Annotated in this window: 19 protein-coding genes; 11 read left to right on the plus strand and 8 right to left on the minus strand. The window is 47.5% G+C overall.

The window, feature by feature from the left end; all coding sequences use genetic code 11:
* The first annotated feature begins 385 nt into the window (after nucleotides 1-385).
* Nucleotides 386-850 carry a cytochrome c3 family protein gene (locus tag B147_RS0122250; protein ID WP_020589418.1) on the plus strand — a complete coding sequence of 155 codons (465 nt, stop codon included), beginning with the start codon at nucleotides 386-388 and terminating at the stop codon, nucleotides 848-850.
* A 118-nt stretch (nucleotides 851-968) separates the two neighbouring features.
* Here the strand turns inward: B147_RS0122250 and B147_RS0122255 are convergent, their stop codons facing one another.
* A complete protein-coding gene (locus tag B147_RS0122255; RefSeq protein WP_020589419.1) occupies nucleotides 969-3,176 on the minus strand; it encodes a molybdopterin-containing oxidoreductase family protein in 2,208 nt (735 codons plus the stop codon).
* Between the two features lie 15 nt (nucleotides 3,177-3,191).
* Nucleotides 3,192-4,145 carry a class I SAM-dependent methyltransferase gene (locus B147_RS0122260; protein WP_020589420.1) on the minus strand — a complete coding sequence of 318 codons (954 nt, stop codon included), beginning with the start codon at nucleotides 4,143-4,145 and terminating at the stop codon, nucleotides 3,192-3,194.
* A gap of 538 nt (nucleotides 4,146-4,683) precedes the next feature.
* Between B147_RS0122260 and yiaA the strand changes: the two genes are divergently transcribed.
* Entirely contained in the window at nucleotides 4,684-5,184 is a 501-nt protein-coding gene (yiaA, locus tag B147_RS29290) for an inner membrane protein YiaA (RefSeq protein ID WP_051085698.1), read from the plus strand.
* A gap of 33 nt (nucleotides 5,185-5,217) precedes the next feature.
* Nucleotides 5,218-6,084: a thymidylate synthase gene (gene thyA, locus B147_RS0122275; RefSeq protein WP_020589423.1), complete on the plus strand. Its 867-nt coding sequence runs from the start codon at nucleotides 5,218-5,220 to the stop codon at nucleotides 6,082-6,084.
* 89 nt (nucleotides 6,085-6,173) lie between these two features.
* On the opposite strand, the gene B147_RS0122280 is transcribed toward thyA, so the two are convergent.
* The 4 genes from B147_RS0122280 to B147_RS0122295 form a co-directional block, all read right to left on the minus strand.
* Nucleotides 6,174-7,139: an electron transfer flavoprotein subunit alpha/FixB family protein gene (locus B147_RS0122280; RefSeq protein WP_026259781.1), complete on the minus strand. Its 966-nt coding sequence runs from the start codon at nucleotides 7,137-7,139 to the stop codon at nucleotides 6,174-6,176.
* 2 nt (nucleotides 7,140-7,141) lie between these two features.
* Nucleotides 7,142-7,927 carry an electron transfer flavoprotein subunit beta/FixA family protein gene (locus B147_RS0122285; RefSeq protein ID WP_020589425.1) on the minus strand — a complete coding sequence of 262 codons (786 nt, stop codon included), beginning with the start codon at nucleotides 7,925-7,927 and terminating at the stop codon, nucleotides 7,142-7,144.
* A gap of 76 nt (nucleotides 7,928-8,003) precedes the next feature.
* Entirely contained in the window at nucleotides 8,004-10,073 is a 2,070-nt protein-coding gene (locus tag B147_RS0122290; protein WP_020589426.1) for a (Fe-S)-binding protein, read from the minus strand.
* A 177-nt stretch (nucleotides 10,074-10,250) separates the two neighbouring features.
* Nucleotides 10,251-10,835, minus strand: a complete 585-nt coding sequence (locus tag B147_RS0122295) for a TetR/AcrR family transcriptional regulator (protein WP_020589427.1) — start codon at nucleotides 10,833-10,835, stop codon at nucleotides 10,251-10,253.
* 450 nt (nucleotides 10,836-11,285) lie between these two features.
* On the opposite strand from B147_RS0122295, the gene B147_RS0122300 reads away from it, so the two are divergent.
* The 4 genes from B147_RS0122300 (at nucleotide 11,286) to B147_RS0122315 (ending at nucleotide 14,014) form a co-directional block, all read left to right on the plus strand.
* Nucleotides 11,286-12,572 carry a class II fructose-bisphosphate aldolase gene (locus tag B147_RS0122300; RefSeq protein ID WP_020589428.1) on the plus strand — a complete coding sequence of 429 codons (1,287 nt, stop codon included), beginning with the start codon at nucleotides 11,286-11,288 and terminating at the stop codon, nucleotides 12,570-12,572.
* A 60-nt stretch (nucleotides 12,573-12,632) separates the two neighbouring features.
* Nucleotides 12,633-13,067, plus strand: coding sequence for a DVU0524 family FlgM-associated protein (locus B147_RS0122305; RefSeq protein WP_020589429.1), 435 nt, complete (start codon nucleotides 12,633-12,635; stop codon nucleotides 13,065-13,067).
* 1 nt (nucleotide 13,068) lies between these two features.
* Nucleotides 13,069-13,377: a flagellar biosynthesis anti-sigma factor FlgM gene (gene flgM / locus B147_RS0122310; RefSeq protein WP_020589430.1), complete on the plus strand. Its 309-nt coding sequence runs from the start codon at nucleotides 13,069-13,071 to the stop codon at nucleotides 13,375-13,377.
* Between the two features lie 181 nt (nucleotides 13,378-13,558).
* A complete protein-coding gene (locus B147_RS0122315; protein WP_020589431.1) occupies nucleotides 13,559-14,014 on the plus strand; it encodes a hypothetical protein in 456 nt (151 codons plus the stop codon).
* Between the two features lie 41 nt (nucleotides 14,015-14,055).
* On the opposite strand, the gene mazG is transcribed toward B147_RS0122315, so the two are convergent.
* On the minus strand, nucleotides 14,056-14,868 hold the full coding sequence (gene mazG / locus B147_RS0122320) for a nucleoside triphosphate pyrophosphohydrolase (protein ID WP_020589432.1): 813 nt from the start codon (nucleotides 14,866-14,868) through the stop codon (nucleotides 14,056-14,058).
* Entirely contained in the window at nucleotides 14,856-15,377 is a 522-nt protein-coding gene (locus B147_RS0122325) for a CvpA family protein (RefSeq protein WP_020589433.1), read from the minus strand. Before B147_RS0122325 ends, mazG begins: the two co-directional genes overlap by 13 nt.
* A 111-nt stretch (nucleotides 15,378-15,488) precedes the next feature.
* Here B147_RS0122325 and B147_RS0122335 point away from each other — a divergent pair, with 111 nt between their 5' ends.
* The 4 genes from B147_RS0122335 to B147_RS0122350 are packed head-to-tail and all read left to right on the plus strand — an operon-like array spanning nucleotide 15,489 to nucleotide 19,908.
* Nucleotides 15,489-16,430 (plus strand): PhoH family protein, encoded by a 942-nt coding sequence (locus B147_RS0122335; RefSeq protein WP_020589434.1) that lies wholly within the window; start codon nucleotides 15,489-15,491, stop codon nucleotides 16,428-16,430.
* Entirely contained in the window at nucleotides 16,414-18,807 is a 2,394-nt protein-coding gene (locus B147_RS0122340; RefSeq protein WP_020589435.1) for an HD family phosphohydrolase, read from the plus strand. The genes B147_RS0122335 and B147_RS0122340 overlap by 17 nt, the downstream gene beginning before the upstream one ends.
* The gene (gene ybeY / locus B147_RS0122345; protein ID WP_033397830.1) at nucleotides 18,704-19,168 is read left to right on the plus strand and encodes an rRNA maturation RNase YbeY; all 465 of its coding nucleotides are present in this window, start codon (nucleotides 18,704-18,706) and stop codon (nucleotides 19,166-19,168) included. Before B147_RS0122340 ends, ybeY begins: the two co-directional genes overlap by 104 nt.
* A gap of 20 nt (nucleotides 19,169-19,188) precedes the next feature.
* Nucleotides 19,189-19,908: a pyridoxine 5'-phosphate synthase gene (locus tag B147_RS0122350; RefSeq protein ID WP_020589437.1), complete on the plus strand. Its 720-nt coding sequence runs from the start codon at nucleotides 19,189-19,191 to the stop codon at nucleotides 19,906-19,908.
* Nucleotides 19,909-20,028 lie beyond the last annotated feature (120 nt).

Consider the following 20,028-nt stretch of genomic DNA (forward strand, 5'->3'; position numbering starts at 1 on the left):
AGCGTCTGTCCGCCCCCTTTCAACTCCGATTAGTGTGAGACGGCAACCACGGACAGGTAATCGAAACAGTTTCAAGCCTGGAATGGGGGAGAACTATGCCCGGACGGAATGAAAATCTTCGGTACAGGCCATGGTTTGTGTAGGAAGAACTACCTTTCCGATGCCTTCTGAAAGAAGGAAAGGCGGAATTTTCCCAAAAAGGAGTGGGCGGAACAACTTCGGCCGACCTTTTATTATTTATGCGTCAGCACTGGATGAAAAAGAGAAACATTGACTTTAACCGGGGCTTAGGTGTAAAAAAGGCGGGAATGAATTATAAGGATATAATCGGCTGTACAGCCGTAAAAGCACTATAGTTTTAACTTTATAAAGGAGAAAAGAGGTTATGAGCAAGAAATTATTCACCCTCCTGTTGGCTGCAGGAATTGCTGTGTTTTTCACTGCTTCCGGAATTCAGGCAGGGACTAAGGCAGAAGACGTAATTACAATGAAAAGCAAGCTGTTAGACGCCAAACGCAAAAAAAGTCCGGATGCAAAAAAACCATCTAAACTGGTTGAATTCACCCATAAAAAACATCATGAAGAATACAAGATTTCCTGCGGTGAGTGCCATCACGACAAAGACGGCAAACCCCTTGCCGATCTTAAAGAAGGCGATGATGTTAAAAAATGTGAAGAGTGCCATACCAATGTAAAACCTAAAGACAAAACCTTCCAGGGCGTATACAAGAAAAAACCCATTGACATCATGCACCTTGAATCAGCCATCCATGAAAACTGCATTGGCTGCCACAAGGAAAAAGGCCTGAAAGTCGGCACCAAATGCGGCGACTGCCATAAAAAAATGTAATTATTCCGGCAATCGGTTAACGCGTTAACCGTTTCTCGGCCATATATTTAGAAAGGGGAAAACCGAATGGTTTTCCCCTTTCTTATGTTTCACATGGATGTCAATGGGGAAGACAACATCACCCAACACACCCCAGACTGGGATCCTGGACCACAATGGTGCGCTTTCTGCGTTTCTTTTTCACCTGGCACATCAGGGTTTTATACACGGGAAACCCGGAAATAGGATCAAACTGCTCAAGATCGGTGAGCACGTTGACATTGGCTTTCCGCCAGGATTCAGTACCCAAAGGACCGCCACCGCCCACCGGGGCATACACAAACCCTTTCATTACATTTTCCGTTACATCGGCCCGCATCTCCACAAACCCCCGGGCCGTTTTCACCACCACCGTATCGCCGGTTTCAATCTTTCGTTTTGCTGCATCCCCAGGATTCATCTGGACCATGGGATCCGGATATTTTTCAATAAAATCAGGCACGGCCCGCAGGCAGGATTTCATGTCCGGTTTAAAAGGCCCCGTACCCAGGACCAAAGGAAACCGGTTAACCAGCAAAGGACGGCTGACGGGGGTTTCAAAGGACTCTTCATATTTCGGCAGTCCGTCATACCCCATCTGCTCTAGCAAGGTGGACTTAATTTCAAACTTGCCTGACGGCGTTTCAAAGCCCGGCGTTCCGTCTTTCCGCAAACCGCCTGTTTCCCATTTCCGGTAAGTCATGGGGGCGGCGGGTTTGCGCACCGTAAGCCGCGCATCCTGTGCCATATCCGCCCGGGTAAAGCCGGTATTTTTCAAGACCAGATCCAACAATTCCGCCTCATCGGCAGGGAACGTTTCGGCATACCCAAGTTTCCGGGCCAGTTCCGTTAAGATAGTAAAGCAGGGTTTGCTGTCCCCCACCGGCTCGATCATTTTTTCCCGCAACCGCACTGCATTTCCGTAAAAGCAATAGGATGACTGCTCAAAGGCTGTGGTGGCCGGCAGCACAATATCTGCCCAGGCCGCATCCCGGGTAAGCTGCAGATCAATGGATACTTGAAAATCCAGGGCATCAAACGCCTTTTGCCACAAAATGGGATTGGGCCAGGAGGTCAGGATGGATGCGCCCAGGATAAACAGACCGTGGATCTTGTAAGGGTCGCCCTCTAAAATGGACTTCGGCAGCCGGTTGGCATGGGGCTCTCCCCCGCAGAAATGGGCGTACGCCGGGAAATGGCCTGCACCAATGGATTTGTCAAACCCAGGGCTGACAATCTGGTGATCTTTGCACAGGTGAATCTGGTTCCCATGCGGGACAAAACAGCGCCCCCCTTCAACATCCATCTGCCCGGCCAGTGCCCAGAGCACCATGACGGCCCGTATGTTCTGGACACCGGATTTGGTATATTCCAGACCTGTATACATTACATAGCTTGCGCCTTCGGCATCGGCAATCTCTTCAGCCAGCTCCATAATCAAGTCTTGGGGTACATCGGTAATTCCGGCAACGGCTTCAGGGGTAAAGCCCTTGACATATTCGGCAAACTCTTCATACCCCAAAGCCCACTCTTGAACAAAGGCATGATCAATTAAATTTTCCCGGATCAGGACATGGCACAGACCCAGGGCAAGAGCCCCGTCCGAGCCGGGCCGAATGGGCACCCACCGACTGTCCGGCAGCTTGGCAGATGCGGTTTGCCTGGGGTCAATGACAACGATCCTTGCCCCTTCATGGGCGGCCCGGACCAAGCGCCCGAACATAGCCGGAGGTGTGGAGGTGGACGGATCAGTGCCCCAAACAAAAATAAGATCTGAATTGTCCACATCGGAAAACATGTCCGTATGCAGACAACCACAAGTCAATTGGGGCGCCAGCACACCAAGGGAGGTATAGCAGGGTGCGCCCACCCCAAAGGTGTTGGGTGATCCATAGGGAAACAGAATGCTTGAGGCAAGGTAAATGTGAGAACCGCCGAGCTGGAATGCATCTTTAAAGGCCCGTTCGTAGGAGCCTGTACCGGCATAGAACCCCAGGGCCTGGGGCCCGTGTTCCGCTTTAATGGCCGACATTTTTTCAGCGATAATGTCAAAGGCATCCTCCCAGGAGATGGGTTCGAAATCCAGTTTGCCCTTGGGCCCTTTTCGTTTCAACGGCTGTCTGATGCGTGCATCGGAATAGATAATCTGCTTTGCACTGGCCGCCATGGGGCAAAGTACTTCGCCCATGGGCGCCTCGGGATCCGGGGTGAGCCGATCAATTTTACCGTCATCATCAAAATGAACAATGGCCCCGCATCCGGGGCTGTGGAAACACAAGCCGCAAATTCCCGGTTTCTGTTCTGCCAAACCAAACACCTCCCTCTATGTTATTTTTCTTTCAGCGACAACAAACTGGGAGGTAATATGCTCCCATAGATTCCGGGTTTTCCTGATTTTCCACAATACCTGCCCCACATCCTGGATGGTAAATTCCGGAGAGAATACAGATCCCGGGTCCTGAAGCAACCTGCAGATATTATCCATGCCAAATCCTTTAAAAGGACCTTCGTTGGTGCCCCCAAGCCAAAGCTCCGGGCTGTTGACATTTTCATCCCAGGAAAAGGGATCGGAAAAAAGGAATTTTGCCTCTTTTTCATCCATAACCCGGTTGGCTTCGGTCAGATGCAATAAAGGATCCGGCACCTTTTCAAGAATGTTTACGGAACTTACCGTGTCAAAACGCCGGGACCGGAAAGGCAATGCCATGGCATCGGCAACAATAAATTCAGCCTGGTCAAAGCCAAAGGCGGGATCCAGGTCACAGGACCGCGTTTCCGTGATCTGACCTTCCATGATCAGGTCAAATGCCAGCCGTTTTTTAGCCGCAAGTTCCCGGGCAGCCCGGACAAAGGAGATGGAGGTATCAAGCCCCACAGCCCGGTCATGGGTTCGGGTCATTTCAAAGGTTAAACGCCCCACGGAACATCCGATATCAAGGGCCCAGCCGGACCGCTTGGAATCAAAGGCCCGGGCCCATTGCTGATAAGCGTCCGTGGCATCAGGACCGTTAAAAAACTCTGAATAGTGACTCCACAAATAGGATGACAGCATGGAAAAAGAGTTGTATCCCGTTGCATCCCGGATAATGGGCAGGGTCTGTTCAGGCACGACCACGGCAATCCCCTCATGGATCTCATACCCCTGTTTGCATTGGGGACATACCAGGCACCCCTCAATAATGTCATCATCCGTCTCTGTGTGGATATAAGGATTGAGTACAACGTCACTGTCCAGGCATTGGGGACATATCAGCTCTTCAATCAGCCATTTTTTCATAGCAGCTCCAATTTCATACCAATACCCTTTTAGTCATATACGCGTAACCGAATGCAATTTATATTGATATGGACAGGTATAGACAGGATTATCAGCGAAATAATTTGATCTATAGATTTTTTCAAAAAGCGTCGGCATCAGCCATACAGAGATCAGGTATACCACCCGCATCCTTTAGAATCAACACCTTGAACTCCCTTATTCCTAACAGTTCAGATTGAAAGGAATAACAAAGTAAATTGAAATTTAAAATGCAACCACAATAACCATAACCACCACATAATATATACGAAAAAAATTTTTATCTTTAACTAATATCGTTTTAATGAGAATATTAAAGATGTGTTCTATGACTACGGTCACTGTAAATTCCATTTTATGGGGCTATGGCTCCGCACAGGGAGTTGCGAATCCAAAACCTAAGCGGATACGGATATCCAAGATGTTTATTTCTAAAAGCATTTATCTTGCGGCCATTATACGTACAATACGAGGGATAAGGAAAGGAATGGCCCTGACGCAGAAAGGAGATTTAAAGATGCGGCCTAATACATTACAAACGGACCACTTCGTCGGCCGTCCTACAGCAGCATTTATAGCTGCAAGCTGGGCGGCACTTGCCATCGGAGTTATCGGTTACTTGGTCGGACTATATAATTCCGGGCTCGCCCTGAATGAAAAGGGATTTTACCTTGCCGTGTTTCTTTTTGCCATGTTTTCCTCCGTAACCATACAAAAGACTGTACGGGACGTCGCAGAGGGTCTGCCGGCAACCAACGCTTTTTTGTTTATTTCCTGGGTATCCTTCAGTGTCTCAATCGCATTGCTGGCCGTGGGATTGTTTAACGCTGACTTGAAGCTGAGCGAAAAAGGATTTTTTGGTATGGCGTTTGTGCTGAGCCTGTTTGCGGTCATCACTGTGCAGAAGAATATCCGTGATATGACCAATAAAAAAGGAGAGACCCTTTCTGAAGCATTTCCGGCTGCCGTGGAGGCAGCTGACACTGCCGCCGAGGCTGCCAGCGATCTGCTGGATTAACTGTTTTATACATACATATAAACGAACACGCACATGGATGCCTATTCAAATATTGTCAAAAAAATACTTAACCAGGGCCAGGTCAAGGAAAATCGCACCGGGGTGAACACCATTGCCATTGCCGGGGCCATGTTTGAACATGACATGGCCCAGGGATTTCCATTGCTGACCTCTAAATATGTACCCTTTACCCTTGTGGCCCAAGAGCTTGAATTTTTCATCAAAGGCATCACGGATAAAAACTGGCTGCGGGACAGAAATAATCATATCTGGGATGAATGGTGCTCACCCGCTAAGGTCGCCTACGGACATGATGATGAGACCAAGAAGATGATGATGAATGAACGGGAACTTGGCCCTATTTACGGATTCCAGTGGCGGCACTTTGGCGGTGGATACCAGGCATGGGACAAGGAACCGGTTCCGGCCGGAGTGGATCAGCTTAAAAACCTGGTGGACACCTTGAAAACCAATCCCGATGACCGTCGGATGATCGTATCTGCATGGAATCCCATGGATATAGGTCAGATGGCCCTCCCCCCCTGCCACTACGGGTTTCAAGTCACAGTAATCAATGGACGACTGAATTTACTGTGGAACCAAAGATCCGTGGATACGGCCCTGGGACTACCCTTCAACATTGCAAGCTACGGACTTCTTTTAACGCTCCTGGCCCTGGAATCAGGTTTTAAACCGGGGACCCTTGTTGGCTTTCTGGGGGACACCCATATTTATGAAAACCATGTTCAAGGACTGAAGCAACAGCTTGAAAGAAAACCCTTTGCCCTGCCTGGTGTAGAAACCAGATCTTTTACCTCTATTTTTGACTGGCAGTACAAGGATACCGTTTTGACCGACTACCGGCACCACCCGGCCATCCGCTTTGAGATTGCTGTTTAGACAATGAAAAACCCTGCAAACATGAAAGTCAGCAGGGCTTTTTTATACGTACCGGAAAAACGGATCACCGGCAATATGCTTATGGCTGCCTATAGATTTTCAATGGCTTCCTGGAGTTCAGGCATAAACTCCAGGATATCTTCCACGATCCCCACATCAGCAACCTGGAAGATCGGTGCTTTGGGGTTTTTGTTCACGGCAACGATAAAGGGATTGCCCTTGATGCCGCCCATGTGCTGGAAGGAACCTGAAATACCCATGGCCATGTAGACTTTGGGCTTAACGGTCTGACCCGAGGTACCGACCTGGCGGGATTTTTCAAGCCATTTGGCATCAACGATGGGACGTGAGCAGGAAACCACGGCACCCATGGCGTCAGCCAGTCCCTGGGCAATTTCAATGTTGTCTTCATCTTCAATACCACGGCCAATGGAAACCAGAACGTCGGATTTGGTAATATCAACATCGCCGACTTCAGCTTCAACCACCTCCAGGAAGGTTCTTTTGGCAGAAAGGTCACCGGCATCACCGGATTTGTCAACCACGGAACCGGACGCACCGCCGTCAGCCGGAGCAAATGCACCCGGCCGGATGGTGATGACAGCGCCTGCGGCCGCATCGCATGTCACATGGGTGGAAACAGCGCCACCGAGTTCCTGGCGGACAAGTTTCAAGGTCGCACCGTCCATGCCTTCAAAATCGATAGCGTCAGCCACGTAGGTGGAATCCAGTTTGATGGACAGGCCAGGGGCCAGATCCATGCCGAATGTGTCATGGGCTACCAGCACAATGGCATCAGCCGGAATGATGTTGATCAGGGCTTTTCTTACGACTTCAGCATTGGGATAGGCCAGGGCGGCATTATCAATTTTAATGACTTCTGAATAAATTTTGGTCAGTTCATTGGCCACTTTATCCAGATCAGCGCCGGAGCCGGAAACGACAGCAGTGAGAGAGGCACCGGCATCAATCTTTTTTGCAGCACTCGGGAACTCCAGGGCCACATCTTCAGCCACCCCGTTTTTAAATGGAACATATGCAAAAATCTGTGTCATGATCAAAGACCTCCTTTGGCTTTCAGCTTCTCAATTAATTTTTCAATAATTTCATCGGTAGAGCCTTCAAGCATTTCAGCACCATCGCCCAGATCAGGCACAAAATAATCCACGCGTTTGGTCTTGGCACCAGCTTCGCCTACGCTGCCGGCATCCAAACCAAGATCACCGGCACCCTTTACGGGAATCTCAACACTGGCCACCTTACGGATACCGCGGATGCCGACATAGCGGGGTTCGTTGATACCGGTCTGAATGGAAAGCACGCAGGGCAGCTCAATTTCGTTCATCTCCTGGTTGCCGCCTTCAATTTCCCGGCCCACTTTAATTTTTCCATCAGCCGGTTCAATCTTGTTCACCAAAGAGGCATAGGGGTAATCCAGCATGGCTGCAAGCATGCCGCCGACCTGGCCCGCGCCTTCGTCGGCCTGGGCTCCGGTAAGAATCAGATCATAATTGCCTTTTTCAACTTCAGCTTTGAGAATGGCGGCAATACCTTTACCGTCAGATCCTTCAAAGGCGTCATCGGAAAGAAGAACGCCGTTGTTGGCGCCCATTGCCATTTCCCGTCTGAGGACTTCTTCAGCCTCATCATCACCCACCGTTACGACAGTTATGCTGCCGCCCAGGTTATCCACGATCTGGATGGCCTCTTCAACGGCATAGTTGTCCCACTCGTTCACGGAATAAACCAGATCATCACGATCCAGATCATTGCCTTCAGAATTGAGTTCAAATTCGTTCTCAGCAGTATCCGGAACGCGTTTGACGCACACCAAAATTTCCATTATTGCCTCCTTAAGCTTATTTTTTTTAGGGTCTGCCGGACCGATAAATAAAACCAACCCGGCAGATAAGATATATTTATGCTAAGTGCTCCTCAATGAGTTGCGTAAAATCAAGGGCTTCCATCTCGCCTTCTTTTCCGGCCACCTTAATGGCATCCTGGATATTCACCAGACAGAAAGGACAGGCCGTGACAATCACATTGGCGCCGGCCTCGGCTGCCATATTCACCCTGAGAACCCCCATGCGGGTCTCTTCTTCAGGCTCATAAAACAGCATCAGGCCACCGCCACCACAGCAGAAGGACCGGTCACGACTTTTTTCCAACTCCACTCGGGTCAGGCCGGCAATGGCATCCAGCGCCTGCCTCGGGGATTCATAAATACTGTTGTGCCGCCCCAGATAGCAGGGATCATGGTACACATATACTTTATCCCGATTCTGGCACGGTTTCATGGTCAGTGCACCGGATTCAATCTTTTCAGCCACAATTTCACTGATATGTTTAACAGGGGGCAGGCCTGTATAATCTTTTTTCAAAGCGTTCAAAGCATGGGGGTCGGCCGTTACAATCTGTTTAACACCGGATTCAAGAATGGCTTCTGTATTCTGGGCTTTGAGTTCCTGGTAAAGCATCTCTTCACCAAACCGGATTACTTCATTGCCGCTGTCTTTTTCGTCCTTGCCCAGGATGCCGAAATCCACGCCGGCCTTTTCAAGGATGATGGCGGTCCTGCGGGCAATTTCCTGAATATTGTCGTCATAGGAGGTGATACTGTCTACAAAGTACAGGGTCTCAGCCGTGTCTTTGCCCAGATCCTTGACCGTATGTGTTTCGGCAAAGGTTTTCTCCTTGGTCCAGTCCGCGCGTTTTTTCTCCATTTTGCCATAGGGATTGCCGCGTTTTTCAAGGGCTTTAAGGGGTTTTTGCAGGGACTGTGGCACCATGCCCTCATCCACCATGCCACGACGCAGGTCAACCATCTTATCAATATATTCGATCCCCAGGGGGCACTCCTGTTCACAGGCACCGCAGGTTGTACAGGACCAAATTTCATCCTCGGTATAAATATCCTCCACCAAAAGCTTGTCGGATTTATAAATCACACCGGACTTGATGGGATAATTCTTAAAAATAAGATCCCTGGCCTTGATGGTGATGAAGCGGGGAGACAATGGACGGCCTGCCGCATTGGCCGGACACTGGTCGGAACACCGTCCGCAGTCGGCACAGGAGTAAAAATCAAGCATGTGCTTCCAGGTGAAATCTTCCAGTTTTTTAACGCCGAATGATTCAAGATTGTCCAGTTCCTCATCAGAAACACCGTATTTAACCGGTTTAATGTTACCTGTTTTCACCCGCATGAAAAAGACATTGAAAATAGAGGTGATGACGTGGAAATGTTTTCCCAGGGGCAAAAAGCAAAGAAAAAAGAAAAAGGTAAAATCATGCACATAATACATGATGATGTGAAGGCCCTGGAGGAATTCCAAGGATGCAAGTTGAAGTGTCTTTGAAAAAATCCAGGCCATGGAAAATAGTGCCGGAAAGTGAGCTTCACCAAGGGATTGATAGTTGTAAGCGGCAGCAGACGCTTCAAACAAGCTTTCCGAGATCATCAGGGTGGAAATGAGGCCCAGAACAAAAACCGCTTCTGCCGTATGGTCATGGCCATATTTTTCAGGCACTGCATAGCGGGCAGGCTTTTTAATGCCCCGGCGCCAGGCCGCAATGAGACATGCCACAAGAACGGCGGTGGCGGCGTAATCTTTAATAAAATAATAAACAGTGCCAAGGCTGCCGCCTAACCCGGGAAACACAAACCCGTCGAACAGGCCTTCGATAACAAGGCTTGTGGAGCGGATGGAAAGAATTAAAAAACCGGCAAATATAATGATATGCAGCACGCCTGCCTGCATATATCTAGGCTGGCGGATCTGTCCTAACCATACAACGATCAGATTTTTAATCCGTTCCGGAATATTGTTTAAACGATAGTCCGGATTGGCCCGGACCAGAGGAGCGATTCTCCGGGCTATGATGTAGGTAAATAACCCTACACCAATTACCGGCAAAAGAAATGAAAAAATCACTGTTGGAAAAAAGCCGAACAACAAATACTTTGCCGGAGCAATGATCATAGACATACTTGACTTACCTCCATATTATATTTAATTTATTAACTTAAGGTTCAGTGTGCTTTAATAAACATCTACTTCGGCGTCAAGCAAAAAGCATAAATTTCAGTTTAACGCAACTATCCCTTCCCAGAACATATCTGGTAGGAAAAAACCGTATTGTTTTCTACCTGACAGGGTTCAGATTCAGCCCTCCCGGACGCCCGTCATAAAAAGATCCACCAGCGGATCGGCCATGGTTCCAAGATCGTAGCGTCCCTGGGCATTGACCCAGGTGGAAATCACACCTTCCACAGCCCCGAGGATAAAGCGTTTCACAAGCCCGACAAAGAGATCCTGGCGCATGCTGCCCTCAATCTGACCCTGCTCTATAATATCGGATAAAAGATCAAGGTACATCTTTGAGATATTCTTAACCTGGGACTCAATATCCCTTAGATATCTCACCTCTGATTGAAAAATAGTTGCCATATTTTTATCTCTTTGAAACTCATCAAGATGACAGCCGATCAGATTTCTCAACTTGCTTTCCGCATCTGTGCCTTTGGCTACGGCAGTATTCATTTTTTCAAACACCCCATCTGTTTTAAAGCTCAGGTACTGATAAAGGATATCGTCCTTGTTCTTGAAATAAAGATATAAAGTGCCGTCCGCCACCCCGGCCTTGGCAGCAATCTGTGAAATGGTGGCTCTGTAAAAACCATGTTCCGCAAACACTGCACCGGCACTGTTTAAAATTTTATGATATTTCTCGGACTTACTTTTCTGCAAATGTGTTCATCCTTGTTGTTACCTAAATGAATAACGGCTCATCCACCTGACAATAGATTCGTGCAAACTAACTACAGATCCGTGCAAATGTCAAGCCTTGTAACAATCTTCAAAAACAGAAGCTATCACTTTAATATATCTTATAGTTACAAGATGATAACGTATATAAATTTTATCACGCCCGAATCAGTCGCTTTGTAATCCCCTCACCCCAAAAACCGTGAACATCCATTCATTTATAAGAAAGTCTGTGACCTATACAGATCTTTCAACTTTCGTTGTGGGCTAAGCCTGGCAGCTGATATGTCAGGTCAGCCCATGGCTGTTATATAAAAATTGCGTTCATTTCTTTTATTGAGCTTGATTTTGAGTTATTTTAATGTAAAAAGTTTATGATTCCTAACCATTCTTTACATACAAGATATTACTTACACACGGGAGGATTTCATCATGACCTATTCACAATCCGAAGAATACCGCAAGCTGCTTGATTACGGCAGGCCCCCCAATGTGAAAAAGTGCTTTCCCAGCTCAAAAGCACTCATTGTAAGCGGGAAATATATTGACCGCGCCATGCTGGCCAAAGGCGGCTGCATGACTATTGCAGCCAACGGCAGAAACGCCTTTGTCATCAAAGGGACCCTCGCCGCAGCCCAACATGCCAACGCTGCCGTTATCATTGAAATTGCGCGTTCCGAGGGCGGCACCGCGGCCTATTGTGCCACCAGCCTCTGGAACATTGCAAGGCAGACCGATGCGTATATGAATGAGATGGGAATAACCGTTCCCGTGGCCATCCATGCAGACCATTTCGGAATTAAAAAACCCGAAGATGTTACACCTGCAAAAACCGAAATCCGGTCTTTATTTGATACCGGCATTACTTCCATTGCCATTGACGCATCCCACATGCCGGATGACCAGAACCTTTTGGCCAATATTGAATTAAATCCGTATATACCTGAATGGGCAGGTCTTGAAACCGAAGTGGGTGAGATCAAAGGGGAACAGGGTCTCTCAACCCCTGAAGAAGCGCTGTTTCTTATCCAGGGACTCAATGCCCACAGCATTTTTCCGGACTGGATTGCCCTGAACAACGGCACCACCCACGGCATTGAGCAAAGCGACGCAGGCATCAATGTCGAGTTGACGGCACAAATCCATAACAGCTTAGCCCCTTACGGAATTTCAGGTGCCCAGCACGGAACATCAGGAAATAATTCCGACCGCTTACGCCAAATTGCCAAGCACACAAGAACTACAAAGGCCAATGTTGCCACGGCCCTTCAAATGATTTCCTGGGGGGTAAAGGTTAACGATTTCGGCAATGCCATCATGGAGGAGTCGGGCAGCTTCATCAAAGAGCCCGGCAAAGGAGTCTCCCAGGCCACCTGGGAAAAGATGTGCGCTTTTGCCGCAGCCAATGACTGGAAAAAGGGAAATTTTAAAAAACTGAACAATCCTTTTGAAAATACGCTGACAGCCCAGGACGCACCGGTTCGGGAACGAATGGTCAAAAACGTTGAAGATTTTGTATTTACCCTGCTCACCAATGTATTCAACGCCACAGATACAGCAGACCTGGTAAAAAAACAAATTCTGGAGACCCAGTCATACATGCCGGGCTTCAAAGCGGAGAAAATCGAACAAAAAGATGAATGGACCCGGGAAAAAATTATTGAAAAGGCTTCGCTAATCAATGCCGATAAAGGCCCTGAAGGAGATTTTGATGATTGAAAATTTTTTCTAAAGTTTTAATTTTACCAAGCCGATATTGGGTTTAAGGAGAAAATTAAAATGCAGATACCTTCATACCAGATACAAAATGTCTTGAAAGTGTATTCAAGGCAATTCAGCCAAGGCAAACTGCTGGGGAAAAATAAATTCAGCGATGCCAACAAGGTTTCTGCCGACAGTGTCAGCATCTCATCGGAAGGCAAACGCCAGGCCATTATAGATAAGGTTGCAAGTAACATTGTCGATAAAATTATCACCGAAGGGCCCAATGAAAAGGATGAGGCCCATATCACCAACCAGATTGAAAAAGAGCTGGGGAAAAAAATTGATTTCACCAAAGGAAGAAATCAATTCACGTATACCTCGGTTGATGAAAATAATAATAAGGTTGTCCAGACCTTGTCCGTGGAGGATTCTAAATTCATTGTGGAACGGATGACGGAACTGGCACGCCAGGTGGCTGATTCCAATATGGAATCCCAGGAGGGTGTTTAATATGAAAATTGATACCACACTGCAGTATATCAATCAAAGTTACGCTGCTAATAATGCCAATGCCAACACCACCGCCAACACCTCGGCGGATCAGGGCAAACAATCTAAAGAGCCCCTTTCCGACAGCATTAATTTGTCCGCCACCACCAGGGAGCTTCAGAAAATTTCCGCCGCATCCGCCGAAGAACCCATGGGCAGAGCCGATAAAATTGAAGCCCTCAAACTACAGGTTCAGTCCAATCAGTACACAGTGAATGCCGAGCAGGTCGCAGAAAAAATAATCGGCTCCATTATGACCGAAGTGGGTTAACCACGCGGCATTTTTTTCCCTCCTGCCTGATACATTGATGTCTTCAGGCAGGAGTTTTTTATTCTCAACAAGATAACCTCTTGGTTTTTATAGCAAATTAAAATACAATCTAATCATCAAAAGGCTGAAATTATCGGCACGCTTGTTGCATTATTCTTCCTTAATAAAAAAGGAGGACAATATGACCAATATTAACAACATTCAAAACATTACCCAAATAATAGATGGTCAGGCAACTAAAGTATCCCAGGCCAGGGGACAGGCACAGGGATTTGAATCGTTGCTCAATTCCGCACAGGAAAAAATACAGGCATCCGAGGAAGGGGCACAGACCAGTGAATTGGGTGAAATCTCTGCGCCGGAATTTGAGATTCAAACCCTATCTTCCATCGTCACGGATAAAACCGACAAACTTCTGACCAACCTTGAAAACTACGCATCAAAGCTTGATGATACCCGCGTCACCTTAAAGGAGATTGAACCCGTACTTGAAGGGCTCAATGAAGACGCCGCATCTTTATTGGAAGAAACGCAGTCTCTTGGAGAAGATGACCAGGAACTCATAAACATTGCCACCAGTACGGCCATTACGGCAAAAACAGAATATCTGAAATTCCAGAGGGGAGACTACCTGTAGGCAAGATACAAGAAACTGGGGACAAGAGTGGAGGACTAACGTTACTTACGCTTATGAACGTCATGTTTTTTTTGTGCACAAGCCTGTTTGGCTTCCTGCCAATGCGTCTCCTTTTCTCCGGGAGGCATCTGCTTTAAATCAAGGCCCTTTTTTTCTATGGCGGCTTCCATAACCCTGAATCGTTCCTCAAACTTTGAAGTGGACCGGTAAAGCGCTGTTTCCGGATGAAACCCGGCAAATCTTGCCACATTCACAAGGGAAAAAAGGATATCACCAAATTCGAGCATGGCATCATCTTCGTCCATGGAGAGCGCTGCCTCAAATTCATGTATTTCTGAAACTGCCGTATCCAGAACCTGCCCCAGGTTTTCCCACTCAAATCCGGCCTTAACGGCCGATTTGGAAACCTTCAAAGCCCTCAGCAGTCCCGGCATCCCACCAGGCACATCGTCAAGGGCAGAATGTCTTTCAGACGTCACGTAATCCGCCTTCTCCCCAGCTTTAATAGCCTCCCATTGCTTATTCAGCCCATCTTCGGATGTAATCCGGCTGTCACCGTAAACATGGGGATGGCGACGAATCATTTTTTCAGCCACAGCCTTCACCACCCGGTCAAAGGAGAACCTGCCGGAGTCGGCATAAATTTCCATAATAAAAAGAACCTGGAAAAGAACGTCTCCAAGCTCTTCAACAATATTATCCTCATCATCTTTGATGATGGCTTCTTCCAGTTCATATAACTCTTCTGCCAGGCACTTCCACATGGTGGACGGAGTCTGTTTCCTGTCCCAGGCACATCCGTTCTCCCCCCGAAGCCTCCGGATGATCTCAAGCAAGGGAATTATTGTTTCCACGTTTCTTTTAATCCTTCCAACTCCTTACTGAAATCCATTTTGATGTTCCGGGAAATAAACAGGGTCAGGGCATCAGCAACCTGGGCAAGGTAAGGTGCTGTTCGGGACGCTGCCATATGATTGCTGCCGCTGGGTGCAAAGCTTGTGATGATTATAAAAAGGACCGTTGTGATAAGTATGCCTTTGGCAGCACCAAAGATGACACCGAATGTTCTGTTTACCCAGCCTAAAAATACAATGTTCAGCAACTTATGGATCAAGGCGGCCACAAGCCCCACAGCAATGAGAATCAAACAGAACAATAGAAAAAAACAGACAAGCTTTTGAAGCTGTGGTGATGAAATCCATGACTCAATATAGGGAATCAACTGGGGATAATAGGTGTTGGCCCCGTAAAAGCCGACCACGACGCCCACGATACCGGAAATTTCCCGGACCAGTCCTTTAAAGCCCCCCCGAATAAGGCAAAACCCCACAATGATCAAAACGCAAAGGTCAAAAAAATTCATTATCTTCCCTAAAATTTGATAAATTTTTAAGTATAAACAGATAACAGCAGGGCCAGTTCACAGTCAAGATTTTTATTGACCTTTAAACCAATAAAATGCACCCTATAGTCCATGAAAAATCTTGAGTTTCAGAACATTACCCTGGCCCAAAAACTCTTTGGGACACACAATACAAATTTGGAAAAAATCGCCCTGGCCTTTGATGTTAAAATAAACTCAAGGGGGGGAGCGATTTCAGTCAGTGGTGCAGAAAAAAAAACAGAGAAGGTGATGGACCTGATCAGCCAGCTTTATGACCTTCTGGAAAAGAAAATACGGTTAACGCCTGCTGTGCTGGATGCCGCCATCAATGCGATTCAACAGGGCGGGTCCACCCCCCTGAAAAAAATATTTACCACCACAATAGTGGTAACAGCAAAGAATAAGCCCATCACACCCCGGACCCCAACCCAGCTGGCCTACACCGAGGCCATAACATCCAATGACATTCTTTTCGGGATCGGCCCGGCTGGAACCGGCAAAACCTATCTTGCCATGGCCATGGCCGTTGCAGCGTTTACAAAGGGTGATGTAAAGAAAATTATCCTCACCCGTCCTGCGGTGGAAGCCGGCGAGGCCTTGGGTTTTCTTCCCGGTGACCTGGCTGAAAAAATAAATCCGTATTTGAGGCCTCTGTATGATGCCCTTTATGATATGCTTGATTTTGAGAAAGCCAGAGCCTATATTGAGCAGGAAATTATTGAGATCGCACCCATTGCATTTATGAGGGGCAGAACCCTGAACGATGCATTTATCATTCTGGACGAGGCCCAGAACACCACCTCACAGCAGATGAAAATGTTTTTGACCCGAATTGGATACGGTTCAAAAGCCATTATTACAGGTGATATTACCCAGACAGACCTGCCCGGAGGAAAAAAATCGGGTCTGGTGGAAGCCAGGAAACTGCTTTCCCGGATAAGGGGGATCTCATTTATAGAATTCTCAAAGGAAGATGTTGTCAGGCACCGGCTGGTGTCCGATATCATAGACGCTTATGAAAAAAGCAAATAACCAGAGTTGGCTTAAGCGGGCCGGGCAAGTCCTGCCACACACCCCATATCTGCCGCCGGCAATGTTTCTTCTGGTCGTTACTCTGTTCGCTCTGGCCCAGACCTTTGACTATACCACCGAATCATATGTATATAAAATAGGGGATGTTGCAGGCAGGGACATCAAAGCATCCAAGGATTTTTTTATAGAAGACAAGGCCACCAACCTGGCCAAAATGAATTCGGCAGAAACATCAATCAGAACGGTCTATGATTTTGATGACAACCTGTTGAAAAATATAACCACCGGCATTGCATCGGCCATGCACTTTGGACAGCAGATGTTTCAACACCAGGACAATGCCCTGGGAAATACGCCACCTGAATCTCCGGATGCCGCCTTTTCCATCGCCCTGGCATCCAAGCCCGAATTTGAAAAAAAACTGGGCATAGAGATTTCCAATGGCGCATTCCAAATCCTGTTCAATGAAAAATTCTCCGAAGAGGTCACGGGATATATTACCGCCATCATAGGCACTATTTTGACCAACGGGGTCGTAAGCAATAAAGAGATCCTTCTGGCGGAAGAAAAAAAAGGCATCATCCTTAGAACCATCCAGTCCCACGAGGAACGCGTTATTACCAACCTCAAGGTGTTTTACGGACCGGACCAGGCCAAGACCATGGTAAGGGTTGTGGGCCAGCCCATCCTGAAAGGTGTCAACTACAGTCTGGCCAACCTGGTGGTGGATATCTGCCAGCGACTGTTGCGGCCCAATATCACCCTGAATAAAAACGAAACGAAAAAACGCATCCGGGAAGCCCAGGCACGTATCAAACCCACCCTTTACCAAATCAAGGCAGGTGAAATGATTCTTCGGGAAGGGGAGCGGGTTGATGAACTCAAACTGGTCAAGCTAAACGCCCTAAGCGAACAGGTTGAAGATAAAGATGAGATCATGACCATTACCGGCATCTGCATGTTTACAAGCCTTTTGCTTCTTGTGGTTTATTTTCTTTACCTCAAAGATCACCCAAAACTTGCCCGGGATATGAATAAACACATGACCTTTCTGACCCTGGGCCTTTTGCTTTATATCGGATTCACCGAACTTGCCGTGTATATTGCCCACGCCTCAAATCCGGAAATATCAGGGAAAATTGCCTCAAGAGCAATATATATGGTGGTCCCCATACCGGCCGCAGCCATGATCACCTGCATTTTCCTGGGGTTTGACATTGCCCTGTATTTTTCTCTGATGCTTTGCAGTTTATGTACCATCTCCTTTGGTTGCGAATTCCAGGTCTTTTTGTTCTTTTTTCTGTCCAGTGTCACAGCGGCATACTGGATCAAGGAACGAAACGAACGTCACCATTTCATTGTGGCCGGATTCAAATTGGCGGTTTTCAATGCATGTCTTGCCATTGCCCTGGGATTTTTCATGCCCGCCCAGGCACTCCCCTGGGGAATATTGCTTAAACAGGTGACAATGGCCGTGGGCGGTGGTGTGTTTGCGGCCATTCTTACGGTGGGATTCACACCGTTAATCGAAGTCTTATTTAATTACACCACGGCGGCTAAACTGCTGGAATTTTCAAATCTGGACCAACCCCTGATCAAAAAACTAATGATTGAGGCCCCGGGCACTTACAACCACAGTGTCATTGTCGCAACCCTTGCCGAAGCCGCCGCATCTGCCATTCAGGCAGACAGCCTCAAGGCCAAAGTCATGGCATATTACCATGACATCGGCAAACTGGATAAAACCATGTATTTCATTGAAAATCAGTCTGACGGACGGAACCGCCATGACAAACTTTCCCCGTCCATGTCCGCATTAATACTCATCGGACACGTTAAAAAAGGCGTGGAAATGGCCAAAGAGTACAAATTGGGCAATGAAATTGTGGAAGGCATTATCCAGCACCACGGTACATCCCTGATAAAATATTTTTATAACAAAAGCAAAAAAGCCGGAAATGGAAACGTCAATGAGGATGATTTCAGATACCCGGGCCCCAAACCCCAGACAAGGGAGGCGGGCATCGTCATGCTCGCAGATGTGGTGGAAGCCGCGACCCGGGCACTTGAGCGCCCAACCCCAGCCAGAATCAAGGGCCGTGTAAAAGAGTTGATCAATGACATATTTGCCGACGGCCAGCTCGAAGAGTGTGAAATGACCTTGAAAGATCTGCACCAGATTGCCAAAAGTTTTAATAATATTTTAACCTCTATTTACCACAGCCGCATTGAGTACACGGACAAGCCCCAGGATAAAAAGCAGGACAAGAGAAATGGAACATCTAAGGATACTGATAGACAACCACCAAGAGGAGAGGCTGGCAACAGCGCCCCTGCACAAAAAGACCGAACAGATCTTAAACGCCTTGGGCTGTGATAATCACGAAATCTCCATTGTTATAACGGATGATGACCAAGTCAGGGATTTGAACCGGACATATCGAGGCAAAGACGCCCCCACCAATGTGCTCTCTTTTCCCATGCAGGAGGGAGAGTTCTCGGATATTACCCCGGGACTTCTCGGGGATGTGGTGATCTCCTTTGATACGGCCCGGACAGAGGCCCAAACGGCAGGAATTTCAACGAATGAACGGATGTCTCAATTATTGATACACGGTATTCTTCACCTGATTGGGTTTGACCATGAATTGGGTGAAGCGCAGGCCCGGGAAATGGAAAAAAAGAGCCTGGAACTGCTCAGGATCATTGAAAAGAATCCGGATTTAACCGCATTCTAAAAAATTAAAAGGATATCAAAATGGCCGAGTTAGCAGTAAATGTAGATCATGTGGCGACCCTGCGCCAGGCAAGAGGCGCCAAATACCCGGAACCGGTCCAGGCTGCTCTGGCCGCAGAAACTGCCGGGGCCGATGCCATTGTGGTACATCTGAGAGAAGACCGCCGCCACATCCAGGAACGAGATGTCCGGCTGATTTCCCAGACGATAAAAACCCGATTGATTCTTGAAATGGCTGCCACCAGCGAAATGCTGGGCATTGCCCTGGACATTAAACCCGACACCGTCACCCTGGTACCTGAAAAAAGAGAAGAGCTCACCACAGAAGGCGGACTTGATGTAATTACCCATATGGATCACATTGGTCAAGCCGTCACTACCCTGAAAAATGCCGGAATCAAAATCTGCATTTTCATTGACCCCGACCTGGATCAGATCAAAATGGCCCACAGAATTGATGCGGATTCCATTGAAATACATACAGGCGCATTCTGCGATGCCACAACCTCGTACGACCGGGGAAGGGAATACACAAGAATTGTGGATGCGGCAAAAATCGGTGCCCGCCTGAACTTGGGTGTGCATGCCGGACACGGCATCTGTTACCAATCAATCAAAGAATTCAAGGGATTGTCTGAAATTACGGAGTACAGTATCGGACATGCCATAATTTCGAAAGCCGTCATGACAGGTATGGACACAGCAGTCAGGGATATGGCGCAATTAATTAAAGATCTGTGATTTACATTTGTTCCGTTGATCTGGTATAGTATTTTTTCAGCAGGATTGTTTAAAAGTATTTAAAATATTTACAAATACCGGAAAGCTGTACCCCGGTGAATAAATCATCAACATACACCA

The sequence above is a fragment of the Desulfobacter curvatus DSM 3379 genome, from assembly GCF_000373985.1.
Taxonomy (GTDB): domain Bacteria; phylum Desulfobacterota; class Desulfobacteria; order Desulfobacterales; family Desulfobacteraceae; genus Desulfobacter; species Desulfobacter curvatus.